Source organism: Lichenicoccus roseus (assembly GCF_005844085.1).
GTDB classification, from domain to species: Bacteria; Pseudomonadota; Alphaproteobacteria; order Acetobacterales; family Acetobacteraceae; genus Lichenicoccus; species Lichenicoccus roseus.
On record NZ_VCDI01000004.1, the window covers coordinates 279,763 to 296,708 of the forward strand.

Below are 16,946 nucleotides of genomic sequence, written 5' to 3' on the forward strand. Positions count from 1 at the left end.
GTATGACCTTCCTCTCTTTTGTCTTGGCGCGCCCTGCGGCGTGTTAGGAAATGTATTCCTTGACGTCGTCCATGTTGCCGAACAGCGACACGGTGTTGTCGTCGATCAGGACCATCCGGCCGTAATGCGTCGATGTCGAAATCTCGAACAGATGCGGGGTGATCTCGCGTCCCAGCCGCTCGCTGATCTCGTCCATCTTGAAGTCCAGCCGGCCCTCGCCGTCAATCCGGATCATTGCCGGCATGTAGGTGACGGTGATGCCGGGCTTCTCGCCCATCACCTCGGCGATGGCGCGCGCCTCGACGCTGTCGTTCATGGTCACCCCGCACTGGTGCGAGATGGTGCCCTCGAACTTGAGGTCCTTCATGGATTGGAAAATATTGTCCGTATGGGACATGGTTCTGTTCCTTTGTAAGCAGTCTGGCCGGTCAGCGGGTCGGAACGACCGAACTGACGTCTATGCCGATCTCGGCGCCGATCGCGCGCAGGCGGTCGTGCGACTGCTCGAGCGCATCGACGAAGGGCGCAATCTTCACCCGTGGCTGCGACCAGATCGGCTGCAGCTGATAGGCGGCCTCGGTCGCCAACGTGCCGTACTTGTTCACCCAGCCCTCGAACAGCACCCGGTTTACCTCGGCATGATGCTCGTCGTTGACCAGGATCCGGTACAGCTCGATCGTATTGGCCAGGTTGCGCTCGTAGTCGCCCTCTGCCGCCGAGACTACCGCCGGCGTCATGAAGTCGTTCTGAGACGCCGCCACCTGCATCACGAAGCCGCTGCGGAACAGCTCGCCAACCAGCGGCTCGAACACCACGTTCACCGCGAAATACTGCTCGAGATAGTCTGTCGAGCCGCCGATGGTCTCGATCAACCGGCGCACGCCCTGCCAGAGCGGATCGTCCAGCCAGTGCGCCTTGCCGGCATCCTGGTCGAACTTGTCGAGATCCAGCCCGATCTCGCCCAGGTACAGCGTCAGGTCCTGGGCAAAGCGCAGCTTGTACGACGAGTTGGTCAGGATCGCGTTGTTGATCATCTGCGTGTAGCCGTATCGCTGGGCCTGCATCGTCGCCATGCCAAGGCCGAACTCCGCGTGCTTGTAGGCACCGAGATGGTCCTGCAGCACCTTCACCCACGCGCGGTCGAACCGCTTGACCGCACCGGAACGACGGCCGTTCTCGGTGACGTTGGCAATCATGCCGACAATCGTCGATTGCCGCTGGTAGTGGGTGCGCTCCCACTCCTGGTCGACGGCCCGGAACAGGTGCCAGTTGCTGCTCTTCGCCTGCGTCCAGCTCTGCGAGTAGGTCGGCGTTCCATCGGCGAAATTGATGATCCAGTCCTGCAGAAGATACCGCGCCGGGTCTGGCTGGACATCGACGGTCATGTCCTCGTAGTGGGTCGCCCGCCGGCCCTTGGGATCGAAATAGTTGTACTTGCGGCTCTCGGACCCCGCGAACTTGGCGGCTCCCGCGGCCCCGGACTTCGGTTCCGGCTTGGCATCAGCGATCGGCTCTTGTGTCAAACTCATGGTCGCGTCCCTTGTTGCTCGAATGACCGGCGCAGCGGCGGCCCGCCCGCTACCAGGCCGATGCCCTCAGATCGCTGTGGTGAACTTGTCGAAATAGATGTGCTCGGGCTCGACGCCGGCCATCTGCAGCACCGGCAGCACCGCATCGATCATCGGCGGCGGCCCGCAGGAATAGGCGTCGATGCCATCGCCGAATTGTTCGGCCGCCAGGCGTCGACGGACCACCTCGTGGATGAAGCCGGTTTCTCCGTCCCAGGGCTCCGGGTCCGCCGGATCGGCGTGCGACAGAGCCGGGATGAACTCGAAGTCCGGCAGCGCCGCCGTCATCTTCCTGAACTCGTCGAGGAAGAAAAGGTCGTTGCGCGTGCGTGCCCCGTAGAAGAAGCGCACCGGACGCTGCTCCCGGCCGGCGACATGATCGCGCAGGATCGACCAGAGCGGCGACATTCCGGACCCGCCGCCGATCAGCACCATCGGCCCGGTCCGGCCTTCGCGCCGGAAGCAGGTGCCGTACGGGCCCTTCGCGACCACGGCGTCGCCCGCTGCCAGCCTGCCATCCAGCAGTGCGGAGAAAGCGCCGCCCGAGTAGAGTTTGATGATGAACTCGAGCGTGGTGCCACCCGTCGGTGGGTTAGCCATCGAGTACGCCCGCGTCACGCCATGGCCCGGCAAGGCCAGGTCCACATACTGCCCGGCCCAGAACCGCAGCGGTGTCTCGAGCTCGACCGTCAGCAACCGTATGTCGTGGGTCAGGGAGGTCACCGATACCACGCAGCCGGGGAACTCCTTCACCGCGATCGAGCGGCTCATCAGGTCCTCGTCGTAGTTCAGCAGCTCGACGGTGATGTCGCTGAACGCCAGCGTCCGGCAGAGCAGGATATGGTCGGTTTCCCGCTCGGCGTCGGACAGGGCGAAGGTCGAGTATTTCAGCAACTCGATGTCGCCCTCGACGAGCCGGGACTTGCAGCTCGCGCACTGGCCTTCCTTGCAGCCGTGCATGACCGAGATACCCTGCCGGAACGCGGCGTCCAGCACGGTCTCGCCCTCATGCACGTCCATCTCGACGCCCACGGGCTCGAAGCGGACGGTGAAGCCGGTTGCATCGGCCATGAAAGATCAAGTCTCCAAAATTGGGGAGCGGGTCGGGGACCGGCGCGAGGCCGGCCCCCTTTCCTGTCTCTGGCGTCAGTTCGGCGAAGTGATGGTGAAGCCGGCGCGATAGGTGGCCAGCGACGCCTCGCGCGCCTCCGGTGTCATTTCGCGCAGGGTCCGCAGCGGACTGCCGAGGGTGTTGCCGCGCACATGGTCCAGCGTCCACATCTTGCTGTCGTCGAAATGCAGATGCGGTTGCGGCACCAGCGTCTTGCCGTCGCTGCGCACGAAGCCGAGATCGACCAGCGCGTCGGCCAGGTCCCAGCCATGGTAGCAATCCTCCCACTCGCGGCGACCGCTGAAGCGGCCCATCGCGGGCGTCGGACGACCCTCGTACTCCGCCGCGAAGGCGGTCTTGTGGGTCCAGCGGCAGACTTCCGAGCAGTATGTGTAGAGCTTGCCGTCGACGGTGTCGGTCTTGATGTCCTCCCGGATCAGGCAGGGCACCAGGCACGACCAGCAGCGATGCGGATACACGTAGCCGACTTCCTGGTTGAACAGGATGTTCTGCTCACCCGGCTGGCTCAGCTTCGCATACCACTTCCAGTAGTTGCCGAACTCGGCATACCAGCCGGGATACTTGTGCTCGAACCACTCGAAGTCGCGTTCGGTCATCGCCTCCTGGCGCCAGAACGCCACCGGCCAACCAACCGAGAAGAACTGCGCGGTCTTGTGCACGTAGTTCTTCTTGACGATCCGGTCCCATGCCGCATTGACGTCGTCATGATGGATCTTGATGCCGTACTTCTCGAGCGGCAGCATATAGGTCCGGTAGTAGTCCTCGTAGATCCAGCGATGCCAGAGCTCGGCATAGCTCTCCTTGTTCTTGTCGCGGTTCGTGGTGCCGTATTCGACGATGGTGCCGACCGCGGCGTCGATGATCGCGTGGTTCTGCCAGAACGCGTATTTGAGGTCGCGCTCGATCAGCTGGTGGTTGTCGGGATCGTTGATGATCGACATCAGCATGGAATGGCCGTTGCCGATATGCCGGCTCTCGTCGGACTGCACGGACAGGAACACGGTCGGCAGCGCGTAGTCACCGTTGCGCGCGGCCTCGGACGGCATCGCCACGAACAGGGTGTTGGTGAAGCCGGTCTCGGCGACCACGGTGAGGTATATGTTGGCCGAGGTGATCGCGTCACCGGTGACGAAGCCTTCGGCGAACTGGCGGCCGATGGTGGTCGCATAGCACTTGCCGAACGCTGCCTCGGTGATGTCGAAGCCCGACGGGTCGATGTAGTTCTCCATGTACCATTTCTTGAGGTTCATCTGGATGGTCGAGTGGCGGAACTCGTCCACCATCTGCATCGTGAACCCGGTGCGCAGCTCCTCACCCGGCGCAAGGCGGGCCACCATCGCCATCGAGCGTGCCGCGGAGATTTCCGGGAACGGGATGATCGACAGGAACAGTTTCATCCACTCGACCCAGCGCGGCTCGACATTGCGGAACATGTCGCCACGCAGCGCCGCATCGAGCGCGCCGTAGACCCGGTTGTCCTTCTCTTCCTGCATCGGGAAGTACGACCGCAGGACCTGCTTCATCGGGTCGCGGGGCGCCTTCTTGATCTTGTAGTCGGTCGGGAAGGTCATCGCTTCCTGCACGTAGCTTGGCGTCCAGCCGAGATCGGCGGTGCGCTTGGCCGCGTCTGCGATGCTCATCCCTTTCTGGCTGGTGATTTTCGTAAGCGAAAGACTAGCCGACATATTGGAGCTCCTCTTGGGTTGCACTGCGCGTAGCCCTGCACTTGATGCAACAGTATTCGGGAATGACAGCTTCTACGCTTGCATAGCCGGCAATCAGCCTGTCCGATTAGTTCGGACATATTGTTTTTAGCTTATCCGGCCCATCCTGGTGCGCCGCAGCATTCCCAGATACTTGGTATCTGTGCTCGAGGGATATTCAACTACGCAAAGGCCTTCAGTGCAAGTGCTATGCCACCGCTGTGGCGTGTTTTATTTGGCGGATAGCCTCGAATTCAATGTTCGCAACAGCTTTATTGCTCTGCAGCATGTCCCAATTTGGGACAGTGTGTCCGCTCCCGCACGAGACCTGCGACAGCGGCACCCATCCGAACCTCAGTGCCCGCTCTCGGCGGCGGGGCGGCGCCCGACCGGCTTCCCCTCGGCGATGAAGCGCGCCGCCAGGACCAGCGCGCCCATCGTGAAGTCCTTGCCGTGGGCTGCGATCATCTCGTCGGAGAGCAGCCCAAGCCGCTCGAAGAAGCCATCCTTGGACGAGCTCTCGTCACTCATGTCGCACGGCTCCGCTGGCAGGGGTTGATGTCGGATCGGACGAAGCGAAGCGGAACAGCAGGCCCGGCAACGGAATCAGCCCGGCCTCGCCGCCCTGGGTCCCCAAGGCCAATCGCTCACCATCGTCCGACCAGGCGAGCGCGGTGACCGACCCGCCACCGGACGACTTCACGAACAGCACGTCGTCGCTGCCCGGCTGGCAGAGCAGCACGGCGCCGTTGTGGTAGCCGGCGGCGATCAACGGCCGGGTCGGATGGCAGGCAACCCGGCAGACCGGCAACCGGCTGCTCGGCAGGCCGCATTCGATCGGCGTGCTGCCTTCCCCGGGAGGATCGAAGCGCCAGCACACCACCCGTGGCGCGCCGCTGCTCGCCAGGATGCGGCCGCCTGCGGAGAACGACAGCGAGCGCGGCTGGCCGGGATAGCCGCCCATCTCGATGTCGCCGGCATCCGACAGGCGCCAGCCATGCAGGGCGTTCTCCTGCAGGCCGGCGACGAGATAGGCGCTGTCCTGGCTCCAGGCGAGCGAAAGCGGGCATCCCGGTGTCACCAGCACGCGGACCGGTGCGTCCGGCGACCAGAGGGTGACGCCGCGATAATGCGCGATCGCGAGCCGCCCGCCGCCGGCGTCGAAGGCAAGCGCGGTCGCCGTGGCCGGCAGGTCGAGCATATGCTGGCCGAGCCCGCCGAGTGCGACCTGCCGTCCGCTGGCTGCGGCCGTCCAGCCCGACGCACCGGACGCGACCAGGTCGATCCAGCGGCCCGGCTGCCTGGCCAGCACCGTGACCGTGCCCTCCGCATCCGTGCCGGCCAGCACGCCATCGTCGCCGCCGGTCAGGAAGCCGCCGCCCGGGTGGCGGGCAATCGCAAGGCAGGCGCCGTCATGCACACGGAGGCGGGTCGCCGGCGGCTGCGCCTGCGTGGCGGGGATCAGCCGCGTGCCACCCTCGACCGGCTCCAGCTGCGGACCGCCCTGCCATTGGGCGCGCCCCATGGCGAGCGAGCCGTCGCCGAGCCCGAAGCCTGCGAGGTCGCCGTCCCACGCGACACCGGCTACCGGGGCACCAAGCGCCCAGGACGCCCCCAGCACGTCCAGCAACGGCGACGGCGATCCGGAAGAGGCGCCGATCGGAAGCCCGCGCATCAGGCCGCCTCGCAGAGTTTCAGCGTGTGCAGCATGTCCTCGCGATCGAGGTGCCGGCCGATGAACACCAGCCGGCTGTCCCGGGTCTCGTCCGCTCGCCAGGGCCGGTCGAGTTCGGTGTCCATCATCATGTGCACGCCCTGGAACACGAACCGCTCCTCCGTCTCGGCGAGGTCGACGATCCCCTTGGCGCGCAGCAGATCGGCGCCCTGCTCGATGACGAGACGCTGCAGCCACGCCATGAACTGCGTGCGTTCCAGAGGCCGGTCGAGACGCAGGCTGACGCATCCGATGGTGTCGCCGTGCCGCGCGACATGGGGCTCGTGACGATGCGTATCAGGCTCGATATCCCGCAGGTCGAGCCTGGACAGGTCGAAACCGCCGCGATCCATCACCTCGTCCAGCGGCACCGCCGCGCGCACGCTGCGCAGCAGCCGTACCGACGGGTTCGCGCGCAGCACCGCGTTCTCCGCCGCCGCCAGTCCCGCGGCATCGACCAGGTCGGTCTTGTTGACGAGCACGATATCGGCCAGCGCCAGCTGCGCCGGAGCCTCCCGGCTGCCGGCGAGGTTGGCCACCAGATGCCGCGCGTCGGCCACGCAGACGATGCTGTCCAGCCGCGCATAGTGGCGGACCAGGTCGTCGCTGAAGAAAGTCTGCGCCACCGGCGCGGGATCGGCGAGCCCGGAGGTCTCGATCAGGATGCCGTCGAACCGGCCCGGACGCTTCGAGAGGCCGCCGATCACCCGCAGCAGGTCGCCGCGGACCTTGCAGCAGACGCAGCCGTTGTTGAGCTCGAACACCTCCTCCTCGGCGCCGACCACCAGCCCGCCATCGATGCCCAGCTCGCCAAACTCGTTGACGATCACCGCATAGCGCCGGCCATGCGCCTCCGAGAGGATACGGTTCAGCAGCGTGGTCTTGCCGGCACCGAGGAAGCCGGTCAGCACGGTGACCGGCACGCGACGATCCTGGGTGGCCACTGCCTCGACGGCTGCTGCCGGCTGCGTCATGGCACCAGCACCGCACGCCCCTTGATGCGGCCGTGATGCAGGTCGTGCAGCGCCTGGTTGGCCTGCTCGAGCGGATATTCCCGCGTCACCAGGTTGACCAGCCCGCGATCGGCCAGCGCCATCAGCTCGACCAGCTCCGGGTAGGTGCCGACGAGATTGCCGACGATGGTCTTCTCGGAGGTGATCATGTCGATGGTCGGGATCTCGATCTTCCCGCCATAGCCGACGATGTAGTAGTACCCGCCGTTGCGGGTCATCGCCAGGCCACGGGCGATCGCGTCGCCCTCGCCAACAAAATCGATCACCGCCTCGGCACCGTTCCCGCCGGTCAGCTCCATGATCGCGGCCACCTCGTTGCCGTCCGCCTTCACCTGGTGATGCGCACCGCATTCCTTCGCCAGCGCGAGGCCGGCATCGGCGCGGTCGATGGCGATGATTTCCGCGGCGCACAGCGCATTCAGCACCTGGATGCCGATATGGCCGAGGCCGCCGGCGCCGATGACCACCGCATACTGTCCGGGCAGCAGGTGCCGCGACGCCTTCTTGGTGGCCCGGTAGGCGGTCAGCCCGGCGTCGGTATAGGGGGCCACGTCCTTCGGCGTCAGCGACTTCGGCAGCTTGATCAGGGCGCGCTCGCCGGTGAGCAGATACTGCGCATAGCCGCCATTGGCGTTGATGCCGGGAAACTTGCTGTCGGTGGCGTGCATGTCGTCGCCACGGCGGCAGGCGAGACAGTGGCCGCTGGTCACCAGCGGATGACAGACCACGGCGTCGCCGACCTTGACGCCCTCGACACCTCGCCCGATCGCCTCGACCCAGCCTGCGTTCTCGTGCCCCATGATGTAGGGCAGCCTGACCTCCACCTTGCTTCGCCAGATGCCCTCGACGATGTGCAGGTCAGTGCGACAGACGCCGGCGCCGCCGATGCGCACGATGACATCGTTCGGGCCGTCGATCCTGGGATCCTCGACGTCGGTGTAGCGGACGAACTGCTCGCTGGTCAGCGCCTCGTCGTATCGCTCGAGTATGGCAGCCTTCATCGGCTTGTTCCCTCTTGTTCCAGCGTTTGACATTGAACTTTGCAACCTGTGTGCCAACGACTACCCCGTTGTTTGGGTTGAACTGTTGCCCGGAATGTTCAGGGCTGACTGTTCCATCCCGCAACAAAGACGAGGTGGTACACTGTTCCGATCCGGCGCAATTCGTGAATCCGGCAGCGAATTGTCCGCCCGGAGGGATGCGTGCGTGCGCACGATGGGACTATGGTGCCCTGCCGATCGGCGCCGCGTGACGCCGACAGGGAAAGGCTGCCCAACGTGGCGGCGCGGGGGATGCGATGCGCGGTTCCGTCGACGAAGATCTGCGTCAGGCCAGGATCCTGCTGGAACGTACCGGATCGGCACGGACCGGACTGCTGGCACCGGAGATTTCCGCGAGCTGGACGCGCTGCCTCGAGGCCGGGCTGGACCCGCATCGCCCGGTGCCGCTGGAGGAGATCGACGACGCCGGACTGCAGGTCGCCCGCGAGCGTGCGGACCTCGCGCGCCGCCTCGCCGTCGCCGAGATGCAGGCGCTCTACAACCAGATCGCCGGATCGAACTTCCTGATCGCGTTCGCCGATCCGGACGGCATCCTGCTCGATACCATCGCCGACCAGAGCTTCCGGGCGGCGGCCCGCACCGCCAACATACGGCCGGGCACGCTCTGGACCGAAGGCCGCTGCGGCACCAATGCCCTGGGCACCGTCGGTGCGACCGGACGGGCGTTGACTGTGCATGGCGGCGAACATTTCTTCACCCGTCACGGCAGCCTGACCTGCACCGCGGCGCCGATCTTCGGACCCGACCGCACGCTGGTCGGCGTCCTCGATGCGTCGTCACACTGCGGCACACGGCAGCCTCATACGCGGGCGCTGGTCGGCATGGCCGCGACCCAGGTGGAGAACGGCCTGTTCCGCCATGCGCACCACGGCGACCTGGTGATCGCCTTCCATAGCCGGGGCGAATATCTGCATACGCTCAGCGCAGGACTGCTTGCCCTGGCGCCGGACGGCACCGTGCTGGGCGCCAATCCGCAGGCCGCCTTCCTGCTGCAGGGCCTGCCCGCGCTGCCGGGACGACATTTCGACGATCTGTTCCGCACACGATTTTCGACGGTACTCGACCGGGGCTTCAGCCCCGAGCAGCAGCGCCTGGAAGACCGCGTCGGCAGCGTCATGATCGCAACCATCGAAACTGCGCCCTGCAGGAAGGCATTGCCCGGGATCGCGGTGTCTTCCGCGACGAAGTGCCGGATGCCGGCCCGCATGGCCCGAGCCACCCCGTTGCCCAGGGCTGCCTTTGTCGCAGACGATCCGGCGGTCAGGGCGGTGTTGCGCCAGGTCGCCGCCGGCGCCGCGCGGGGACTGCCGATCCTGGTGCGGGGCGAGACCGGGACCGGCAAGGAGCAGCTTGCCCGCTACGCCCACGAGGCAAGCGGTCGCGAGGGTGCCTTCGTGCCGGTGAATTGCGCCGCCTTGTCGGACACGCTGATCGAGGCGGAACTGTTCGGCCATGCGGAGGGTGCCTTCACCGGGGCCAGGCGCGGTGGTGCGCGCGGCCTGGTCTGCGAGGCGGATGGCGGATCGCTGTTCCTGGACGAGATCGGCGACATGCCGATGGCGCTGCAGGCAGTGCTCCTGCGCCTGCTCGATGACTGGATGGTCCGCCCGGTCGGCGGCGGTCGCAGCCGGCAGGTCGACGTGCTGCTGATTGCGGCGACCAACGCGCCGCTGGAGCAGTCCGTTCAGGCAGGGCGGTTCCGCGCCGACCTCTACTACCGCCTCGCCGCCGTCGACGTGCGGGTGCCGCCGCTGCGGGCGCGCGAGGACTTCGCCGCCATCGCAGGCCACCTGCTGGCCAGCATCGCACCCGGTTGCAGGCTGCAGCCGTGTGCGCTGGAGCGGCTGCAGCACCTGGCGTGGCCTGGCAACATCCGCGAACTCCGCAACATGCTGGTCCGGCTTACCCTGACCGAACCGGACCGGCCCCTCGATGCCGAGGCGATCGAGGCCCTGCTGCAGGCAGGCCCGGCGGCAGCGCGCCCGCTGCCGGACGAGGCTGAGCGGATCCCGGCACCGGGCCGCACGCCGACCTTGCGGGATGCGGTGCGCAACCGGATCGCATCGGCCTACCGCGACACCGGCGGTAATCTCAGCGAGACGGCGCGCCGGCTCGGGGTCTCCCGCAACACCATCTACCGCGCGATCGGCAAGTCAGCGAACGCGACCACACGCTGAGTTACTGCTGCAGCAGGCAGACAAGCGTGAACAGCCGGCGCGCGGTCTCGAAGTCGATCTCGACCTTGCCGGCCAGGCGCTCGATCATCATGCCGGCACCCTCGTTGTGCAGACCGCGCCGGCCCATGTCGATCGCCTGGATGCGGAACGCGTTGCTGTCGGCGAGCGCCTCGTCATAGGCGTCGATCAGCAGCCGGTAGTCCTTGATGATGCGCCGGAACGGGCCGAGCGCCAGCCCGATCGCCCGGACCGGCGTGCCGTCCTCGCGGCGGACGTCCAGAGCGAGGCTGCGGCCCTGCACCGACAGGGAGAGAACGAATGGACCGGAATGCCCGACCAGGGCGAACAGGCTGTCATGCTGCAGGTCGGTGATCGCCTGCTGCAGGTCGTTCTTCTGGGCCAGCGTCGTGGCCCGGCTACCGGCGTGCTCGGGCAGCACGACCTGTGCCAGCCGATTGCCGCGATCCCCATCGCCCGCTTCCGGACTACGTGTCCGGAGCTGGGATCCCGCGGCACCCGCGCCGTCATCGCCTTGCATCATGGCAAAGCTGTATGGAATTCACCCTGCCCGCACAAGTCGAAAGGCGGCGCTTCGCCAAGCAGTGTCAATCCTGTAAAGGATGGTCATGAACCGAACGCTGATCGGTCGAACCATCCGCCGCCTGCGGCAGGAACGCAGCCTGACCCAGGCCGGCCTGGCGTCGCGTCTCGGCATTTCGGGAAGCTACCTCAACCTCATCGAGCATGACGAGCGGCCGGTCACCGCGTCGCTGCTGATCAAGCTGACCCGCCTGCTCGATGTCGACCTGGAGGCGCTGGCCGGCACCGAGGAGCGCAGCCTCGCGGTGGCGCTGCGCGAGGCGCTCACCGAGCCGCTGCTGGGTGCGGACGCGATCAGCGACGACGCCTTCATCGCGATCGCCGCCTACCCGACCGCAGCCCGCGCGGTGCTGGCGTTGTCGCGCGCCTGGGCGGCGGCACGCGAGGATGCCTCCGGCATGGCGCTGCCGTCCGGCCACCGCATCAGGCTGCCGCACAGCGAGGCGCGGGCGCTGTTCGACGAGAACGCCAACTACTTCCCCGCGCTGGAACTGGCGGCTGAGACGGTGCGCCTGGCGCTCGAGCAGGACGGGCTGCCGCCCGGGCTCGGCGGCCAGTCCGAGCTGAACCACGCCATCGCGGAGCGGCTGCGCCGCCGGCACGGCATGGTGGTGCGCGTCGCCCCGCTTGCCGGCGCGCTGCGCTCGTACGATCCGCAGGCAAGGCTGCTGATGCTGTCGGACCTGTTGCGGCGCGAAAGCCGAGGCTTCCACATGGCCTTCCAGCTCATGCTGATCGAGGCGCACGACGTCATGGAGACGCTGGTCGCCGGCGCCGCGCCCTCCTCGCCGGAAGCCGCCTCGGTGATACGCATCGGGCTGCTGAACTACGCCGCCGCGGCCCTGCTGATGCCGTATGCAGCCATGCTGGAGGCCGCGACCGCGCTGCGCTACGACGTGGCGGTGCTGGCGGCGCGCTTCACGGTGTCGTTCGAGCAGGCGGCGCAAAGGCTGTCGACGCTGCAGCGGCCGGGCGCGCGCGGCGTGCCGCTGTTCTTCCTGCGCATGGATGCTGCCAGCAACATCACCAAGGCGTTCGCCGGCGCCGGCTTCCATCTCACCCAGGCCGGCGGCTCCTGCCCGCTGTGGGTCGCCAACACCGCCTTCGGCAATCCCGGCCGGATCAACGTCCAGGTCGGCCAGCTTCCGGACGGCGCCACCTACCTGTGCTTCGCGCGCGTGGTGACCGGCATCTCGACCAGCTTCCACGAGCCGCCGCCGACGCATGTGATCGCGATGGGTTGCGAGATCTCGCATGCGGCGGAACTGGTCTATGCGGACGGCATCGATCTCGACGGCGCGATCACCCGCATCGGCCTGTCCTGCCGGCTGTGCGACTGGCGCGACTGCCGCAGCCGCGCCTTCCCGCCGCTCGACCACCGCCTGTCGCTGGACGTGAACCGCCGCTCCAGCACGCCGATGATCACGCCAGGGATGCCGGGTGGGTAGTCGTAGGCAAACGGCCCGGCAGATGGACTACGACGACAACATCGATCCGGTCGCGCAATAGCGTTGGTGGAAGGCCAGCGCCTCGTCCAGCAGCATCGGCGATTGCAGGCCATACGATCCCTGCAGGGCACGGGCGAAATAATCCTGCAGCAGCGGCCGGTATGTCGGGTGCGCGCAGCGATCGATGATCACCCGCGCGCGCCGCCGTGGCGACAGGCCGCGCAGATCGGCCAGCCCCTGCTCGGTCACGATCACCTGCACATCCTGGGTGATGTGGTCGACATGCGAGGCGTGCGGCACGATCGCCGAGATGGCGCCGCCCTTTGCCGTCGACGGCGTCATGAACACCGACAGGAAGGCATTGCGCGCGAAGTCGCCGGAGCCGCCGATGCCGTTCTGGATACGCGAACCCATGATGTGGGTGGAGTTGACGTTGCCGTAGATGTCCGCCTCGATCAGGCCGTTCATCGCAATGCAGCCGAGGCGCCTGATGAGCTCGGGATGGTTGCTGATCTCCTGCGGCCGCAGGATCAGCCGGTTGCGGAAAGCCTCCATCCGGCTGTTGAGATCGTTCGCCGCATCGGGGCTCAGCGAGAATGCGGTCGCCGACGCCACCAGCAGGCGTCCGCTATCGAGCAGGTCGAGCATGCCGTCCTGGATCACCTCGGTATAGGCGGTCATGCCGTGGAACGGGCCGCTCGCCAGGCCGGTCAGCACGGCGTTGGCGATGTTGCCGACGCCGGATTGCAGCGGCAGCAGCGCGGCCGGCATGCGTCCGCGGGCGACCTCGTGCGACAGGAATTCCAGCAGATGGCCGGCGATCATCCGGCAGGCCGCGTCGGCCGGCGCGAACGGCAGGTTGCGATCCGGCGAGGCGGTCTCGACGATCGCCACGATCTTGTCCGGATCGCAGCGGAAATGCGGCACCCCGATGCGGTCGTCCGGACGCGTCAGCATGATCGGCTTGCGATCCGGCGGCAGCGCGGTGCCGTAATAGATGTCGTGCATGCCGTCCAGCGCCGGGTTCTGCCACGCGTTGACCTCCAGGATCACCCGCCGGGCGCGGTCCAGCCAGGTCTTGTTGTTGCCGACCGAGGAGGACGGGATCAGGCTGCCATCCTCCCGGATGCCGGAAATTTCGATCACCGCCGTATCCAATGGTCCGAGAAATCCCTGCCATGCCATCGGCGCCACCTGGCTCAGATGCATGTCGAGATATTCCATCTCGCCGCGATTGATGCGTTCGCGGCAGACCGGATCCGAATTGTATGGCAGTCGCAGCTCGATCCCGTTCACTTGCGCGAGCGCGCCGTCGAGCTCCGGGCCGGTGGAGGCGCCGGTCCAGACCTTGACGCTGAAGGGCTGTCCGGATGCGTGCGCGGCCTCGATCCGATGCGCCAGCGCCATCGGTACCGCCTTCGGGTAGCCCGATCCGGTGAAGCCGCTCATGCCCACGGTGGAGCCGGGTTCGATGAAGGCGGCGGCGGCCCCGGCCGGCATCACACGGCCAAGCAGTGCGCGGTTGTGTATGCGGCCCGAGACCTGGCTCATATCCGATCCGGCATGTGGGTTTTGTCTAAGTAATCAAAGTTGCAGCAAGCATGCGAACACATGGGCCGGCTTCGATCCAATGGTTACGCCCGCATGACGGAGGGTCATAATCCGGCTTGGTCAGAACGCGAATGCTGGTCTAGGAATGGAAGTGGCATGTCCAGTTCGCGCTCTCGATGGCAATCCGGACCTGCATGATATGTCAGAGCAAAGAAGCGTCTTGCGGGAAACGATCATGTCAACGACGAAATGGGTCTACAGCTTCGGTGCGGGTCGCAACGAGGGCCGCGCCGAGTTGCGTGACCTGCTTGGCGGCAAGGGCGCAAACCTCGCCGAGATGGCCGGCATCGGATTGCCGGTGCCGCCCGGCTTCACCATCACCACCGAGGTCTGCACTGCCTTCTACGACAACGGCCGGCGCTATCCGGACGAGCTGGACGCGCAGGTGCAGGAGGCGCTGGCCCGCGTCGAAGAGGCGGTCGGCCTCGGCTTCGGCGACCCGGCAAAGCCGCTGCTGGTCTCGGTGCGCTCCGGCGCCCGCGTCTCGATGCCGGGCATGATGGACACCGTGCTCAATCTCGGGCTGAACGACGAGACCGTGGAGGGCCTGGCGACATCGTCCGGCGACGCGCGTTTTGCCTGGGACAGCTACCGCCGGTTCATCCAGATGTACGGCTCGGTGGTGCTCGGCGTCGGCCACCATCATTTCGAGGAGATCATCGAGGACGTCAAGAACGAGCTGAACACGCTGGAGGATACCGACCTCGACGCCGACGCCTGGCGGCAGGTGGTGCTGTCCTACAAGGACCTGGTCGAGCGCGAGACCAGCGCACCGTTCCCGCAGGACCCCACGGCGCAGCTCTGGGGGGCGATCGGCGCGGTGTTCGGCTCGTGGATGAACCCGCGCGCCAATACCTATCGCCGCCTCAACGATATCCCGGCGAGCTGGGGCACCGCGGTCAACGTGCAGGCGATGGTGTTCGGCAACATGGGCGAGGATTGCGCCACCGGCGTCTGCTTCACCCGCGACCCGTCGACCGGCGAGAACGCGTTCTACGGCGAATACCTGGTGAACGCGCAGGGCGAGGACGTGGTGGCCGGCATACGCACGCCGCAGCCGATGTCGCAGGCGCGCGCGAAGCCCGGCGAGCTGTCGATGGAGGCGGTGCTGCCGGACGCCTATCGGGATCTGCTGGCGGTGCGCGACACGCTGGAGCGGCACTACCGCGACATGCAGGACATCGAGTTCACCGTGCAGCAGAACAAGCTGTACATGCTGCAGACGCGCTCCGGGAAGCGCACCGCGGCGGCGGCGCTGCGGATTGCCATCGAGATGGCCCAGGAGGGCCGCATCAGCCACGAGGAGGCGATCGGCCGCATCACCCCGTCGTCGCTGGACCAGCTGCTGCACCCGACGCTGGACCCCAAGGCCGAGCGCACCGTCATCTCGCGCGGGCTGCCGGCCTCCCCGGGTGCCGCCGCCGGCGCCATCGTGTTCACCGCCGACGAGGTCGAGAGCCGCGCGCAGAGGGGCGAGGCGGTGATCCTGGTGCGCATCGAGACCAGCCCCGAGGACGTGCACGGCATGCACGCAGCCCGCGGCGTGCTGACCACACGTGGCGGCATGACCAGCCACGCCGCCGTGGTGGCGCGCGGCATGGGCCGGGTGTGCGTCGCCGGCTGCGGCGGCGTACGCGTCGACTACAAGGCGCAGACGCTGACCGCCGGCAGCCATGTGCTCAAGGCCGGCGACTGGATCACGCTGGACGGCTCCACCGGCGAGGTGTTTGCCGGCCGCGTCGCCACCATCGAGCCGACCTTGTCGGGCGATTTCGCCACCCTGATGGGCTGGGCCGACAGCCTGCGTCGCATGAAGGTTCGCGCCAACGCCGAGACCCCGGAGGATGCCGAGACCGCACGCCGGTTCGGCGCCGAGGGCATCGGGCTGTGCCGCACCGAGCACATGTTCTTCGCGCCCGAGCGCATCGGCATCGTACGGCAGATGATCATGGCCGGCAGCGAGGCGGCGCGTGCCAAGGCGCTGGAGCAGCTGCTGCCGTTCCAGCGCGATGATTTCGCGGCGTTGTTCCGCATCATGGCCGGGCTGCCGGTGACCATCCGGCTGCTCGACCCGCCGCTGCACGAGTTCCTGCCGCATACCGACGCCGACCTGCTGTCGGTGGCGGAAGGCCTCGGCCAGAGCCTGGATGCGTTGCGCGAGCGTCACGCCGCGCTGCAGGAGAGCAACCCGATGCTGGGGCATCGCGGTTGCCGCCTCGGCATCACCTTCCCGGAGATCTACGCCATGCAGGCGCGCGCGATCTTCGAGGCGGCGATCCTGGTGGCGGGCGAGACCGGCTCTCCGGTGGTGCCGGAGGTGATGATCCCGCTGGTCGGCACCGCGCGCGAGCTGGAGCTGACACGCGCCGAGGTCGACCGGGTCGCGAAGGAGGTGATCGCCAAGGCCGGCGTGGCGCTCGACTACCAGGTCGGCACCATGATCGAGCTGCCGCGCGCCGCACTCACCGCGGATGCGATCGCCCAGCACGCCGACTTCTTCTCGTTCGGCACCAACGACCTGACGCAGACCACCTTCGGACTGTCGCGCGACGACGCCGGCGGCTTCCTGCCGCGCTATATCGAGCGCGAGATCTGGCCGCGCGATCCCTTCGTCACCATCGACCGCGAGGGCGTCGGCGCCCTGGTCGAGATCGCCGTCGCCAAGGGTCGCGGCCGCAAGCCGGGTCTGAAGCTCGGCGTCTGCGGCGAGCATGGCGGCGATCCGGCCTCGATCGCGTTCTGCGAGGAGGCCGGGCTCGACTACGTGTCCTGCTCGCCGTTCCGGGTGCCGATCGCGCGGCTGGCAGCCGCCCAGGCGGCCATGGCACAGGCGGCTACGGCAGAGGCGGCGAAGCAGCAGGCGGCGAAGTCCGGGAACAAGGCGACGGCATGACGGCGGAGGCGGACGCGCGGGTTGCA

The 16,946-nt window shown here is 67.2% G+C and carries 13 protein-coding genes; 3 read left to right on the forward strand and 10 right to left on the reverse strand.

The features are described from left to right. Positions 1-43 precede the first annotated feature (43 nt). The 8 genes from FE263_RS13625 to FE263_RS13655 all read right to left on the reverse strand — a co-directional run bounded on the left by FE263_RS13625 (position 44) and on the right by FE263_RS13655 (position 8,131). Positions 44-367 (reverse strand): MmoB/DmpM family protein, encoded by a 324-nt coding sequence (locus FE263_RS13625; RefSeq protein WP_240759548.1) that lies wholly within the window; start codon positions 365-367, stop codon positions 44-46. Positions 368-428: 61 nt separating this feature from the next. Then, on the reverse strand, positions 429-1,529 hold the full coding sequence (locus FE263_RS13630; RefSeq protein WP_138326562.1) for an aromatic/alkene monooxygenase hydroxylase subunit beta: 1,101 nt from the start codon (positions 1,527-1,529) through the stop codon (positions 429-431). A 66-nt stretch (positions 1,530-1,595) separates the two neighbouring features. Further along, positions 1,596-2,639: an NADH:ubiquinone reductase (Na(+)-transporting) subunit F gene (locus tag FE263_RS13635; protein WP_138326563.1), complete on the reverse strand. Its 1,044-nt coding sequence runs from the start codon at positions 2,637-2,639 to the stop codon at positions 1,596-1,598. 75 nt (positions 2,640-2,714) lie between these two features. Further along, positions 2,715-4,340 (reverse strand): aromatic/alkene/methane monooxygenase hydroxylase/oxygenase subunit alpha, encoded by a 1,626-nt coding sequence (locus FE263_RS13640; protein WP_240759553.1) that lies wholly within the window; start codon positions 4,338-4,340, stop codon positions 2,715-2,717. Between the two features lie 417 nt (positions 4,341-4,757). Further along, positions 4,758-4,934: a hypothetical protein gene (locus FE263_RS22135; RefSeq protein ID WP_171034106.1), complete on the reverse strand. Its 177-nt coding sequence runs from the start codon at positions 4,932-4,934 to the stop codon at positions 4,758-4,760. Further along, positions 4,927-6,078, reverse strand: a complete 1,152-nt coding sequence (locus FE263_RS13645) for a WD40 repeat domain-containing protein (protein ID WP_138326565.1) — start codon at positions 6,076-6,078, stop codon at positions 4,927-4,929. Before FE263_RS13645 ends, FE263_RS22135 begins: the two co-directional genes overlap by 8 nt. Next, on the reverse strand, positions 6,078-7,091 hold the full coding sequence (locus FE263_RS13650; protein WP_138326566.1) for a CobW family GTP-binding protein: 1,014 nt from the start codon (positions 7,089-7,091) through the stop codon (positions 6,078-6,080). Before FE263_RS13650 ends, FE263_RS13645 begins: the two co-directional genes overlap by 1 nt. Further along, positions 7,088-8,131, reverse strand: coding sequence for an NAD(P)-dependent alcohol dehydrogenase (locus tag FE263_RS13655; protein WP_138326567.1), 1,044 nt, complete (start codon positions 8,129-8,131; stop codon positions 7,088-7,090). The genes FE263_RS13650 and FE263_RS13655 overlap by 4 nt, the downstream gene beginning before the upstream one ends. A 296-nt stretch (positions 8,132-8,427) precedes the next feature. Here FE263_RS13655 and FE263_RS13660 point away from each other — a divergent pair, with 296 nt between their 5' ends. Further along, positions 8,428-10,368: a sigma-54-dependent Fis family transcriptional regulator gene (locus FE263_RS13660; protein ID WP_138326568.1), complete on the forward strand. Its 1,941-nt coding sequence runs from the start codon at positions 8,428-8,430 to the stop codon at positions 10,366-10,368. 1 nt (position 10,369) lies between these two features. On the opposite strand, the gene FE263_RS13665 is transcribed toward FE263_RS13660, so the two are convergent. Continuing rightward, positions 10,370-10,909 carry a UPF0262 family protein gene (locus FE263_RS13665; protein ID WP_240759555.1) on the reverse strand — a complete coding sequence of 180 codons (540 nt, stop codon included), beginning with the start codon at positions 10,907-10,909 and terminating at the stop codon, positions 10,370-10,372. Between the two features lie 85 nt (positions 10,910-10,994). Between FE263_RS13665 and FE263_RS13670 the strand changes: the two genes are divergently transcribed. After that, complete coding sequence (locus tag FE263_RS13670; RefSeq protein ID WP_138326569.1) at positions 10,995-12,416, forward strand: helix-turn-helix domain-containing protein; 1,422 nt, start codon at positions 10,995-10,997, stop codon at positions 12,414-12,416. Between the two features lie 27 nt (positions 12,417-12,443). Here the strand turns inward: FE263_RS13670 and FE263_RS13675 are convergent, their stop codons facing one another. After that, positions 12,444-13,967 carry an acetyl-CoA hydrolase/transferase family protein gene (locus tag FE263_RS13675; RefSeq protein ID WP_138326570.1) on the reverse strand — a complete coding sequence of 508 codons (1,524 nt, stop codon included), beginning with the start codon at positions 13,965-13,967 and terminating at the stop codon, positions 12,444-12,446. A 235-nt stretch (positions 13,968-14,202) separates the two neighbouring features. On the opposite strand from FE263_RS13675, the gene ppdK reads away from it, so the two are divergent. Then, positions 14,203-16,920: a pyruvate, phosphate dikinase gene (gene ppdK / locus FE263_RS13680; protein ID WP_138326571.1), complete on the forward strand. Its 2,718-nt coding sequence runs from the start codon at positions 14,203-14,205 to the stop codon at positions 16,918-16,920. Positions 16,921-16,946: the final 26 nt, after the last annotated feature.

Excerpts from the sequence above, each read along its gene's own strand:
- FE263_RS13670 (WP_138326569.1), top strand. The coding sequence starts at position 10,995 with ATGAACCGAACGCTGATCGGTCGAACCATCCGCCGCCTGCGGCAGGAA.
- FE263_RS22135 (WP_171034106.1), bottom strand. The coding sequence starts at position 4,934 with ATGAGTGACGAGAGCTCGTCCAAGGATGGCTTCTTCGAGCGGCTTGGG.
- FE263_RS13650 (WP_138326566.1), bottom strand. The coding sequence starts at position 7,091 with ATGACGCAGCCGGCAGCAGCCGTCGAGGCAGTGGCCACCCAGGATCGT.
- FE263_RS13660 (WP_138326568.1), top strand. The coding sequence starts at position 8,428 with ATGCGCGGTTCCGTCGACGAAGATCTGCGTCAGGCCAGGATCCTGCTG.
- FE263_RS13675 (WP_138326570.1), bottom strand. The coding sequence starts at position 13,967 with ATGAGCCAGGTCTCGGGCCGCATACACAACCGCGCACTGCTTGGCCGT.
- FE263_RS13640 (WP_240759553.1), bottom strand. The coding sequence starts at position 4,340 with ATGAGCATCGCAGACGCGGCCAAGCGCACCGCCGATCTCGGCTGGACG.
- FE263_RS13630 (WP_138326562.1), bottom strand. The coding sequence starts at position 1,529 with ATGAGTTTGACACAAGAGCCGATCGCTGATGCCAAGCCGGAACCGAAG.
- FE263_RS13635 (WP_138326563.1), bottom strand. The coding sequence starts at position 2,639 with ATGGCCGATGCAACCGGCTTCACCGTCCGCTTCGAGCCCGTGGGCGTC.
- ppdK (WP_138326571.1), top strand. The coding sequence starts at position 14,203 with ATGTCAACGACGAAATGGGTCTACAGCTTCGGTGCGGGTCGCAACGAG.
- FE263_RS13655 (WP_138326567.1), bottom strand. The coding sequence starts at position 8,131 with ATGAAGGCTGCCATACTCGAGCGATACGACGAGGCGCTGACCAGCGAG.
- FE263_RS13645 (WP_138326565.1), bottom strand. The coding sequence starts at position 6,078 with ATGCGCGGGCTTCCGATCGGCGCCTCTTCCGGATCGCCGTCGCCGTTG.
- FE263_RS13625 (WP_240759548.1), bottom strand. The coding sequence starts at position 367 with ATGAAGGACCTCAAGTTCGAGGGCACCATCTCGCACCAGTGCGGGGTG.
- FE263_RS13665 (WP_240759555.1), bottom strand. The coding sequence starts at position 10,909 with ATGATGCAAGGCGATGACGGCGCGGGTGCCGCGGGATCCCAGCTCCGG.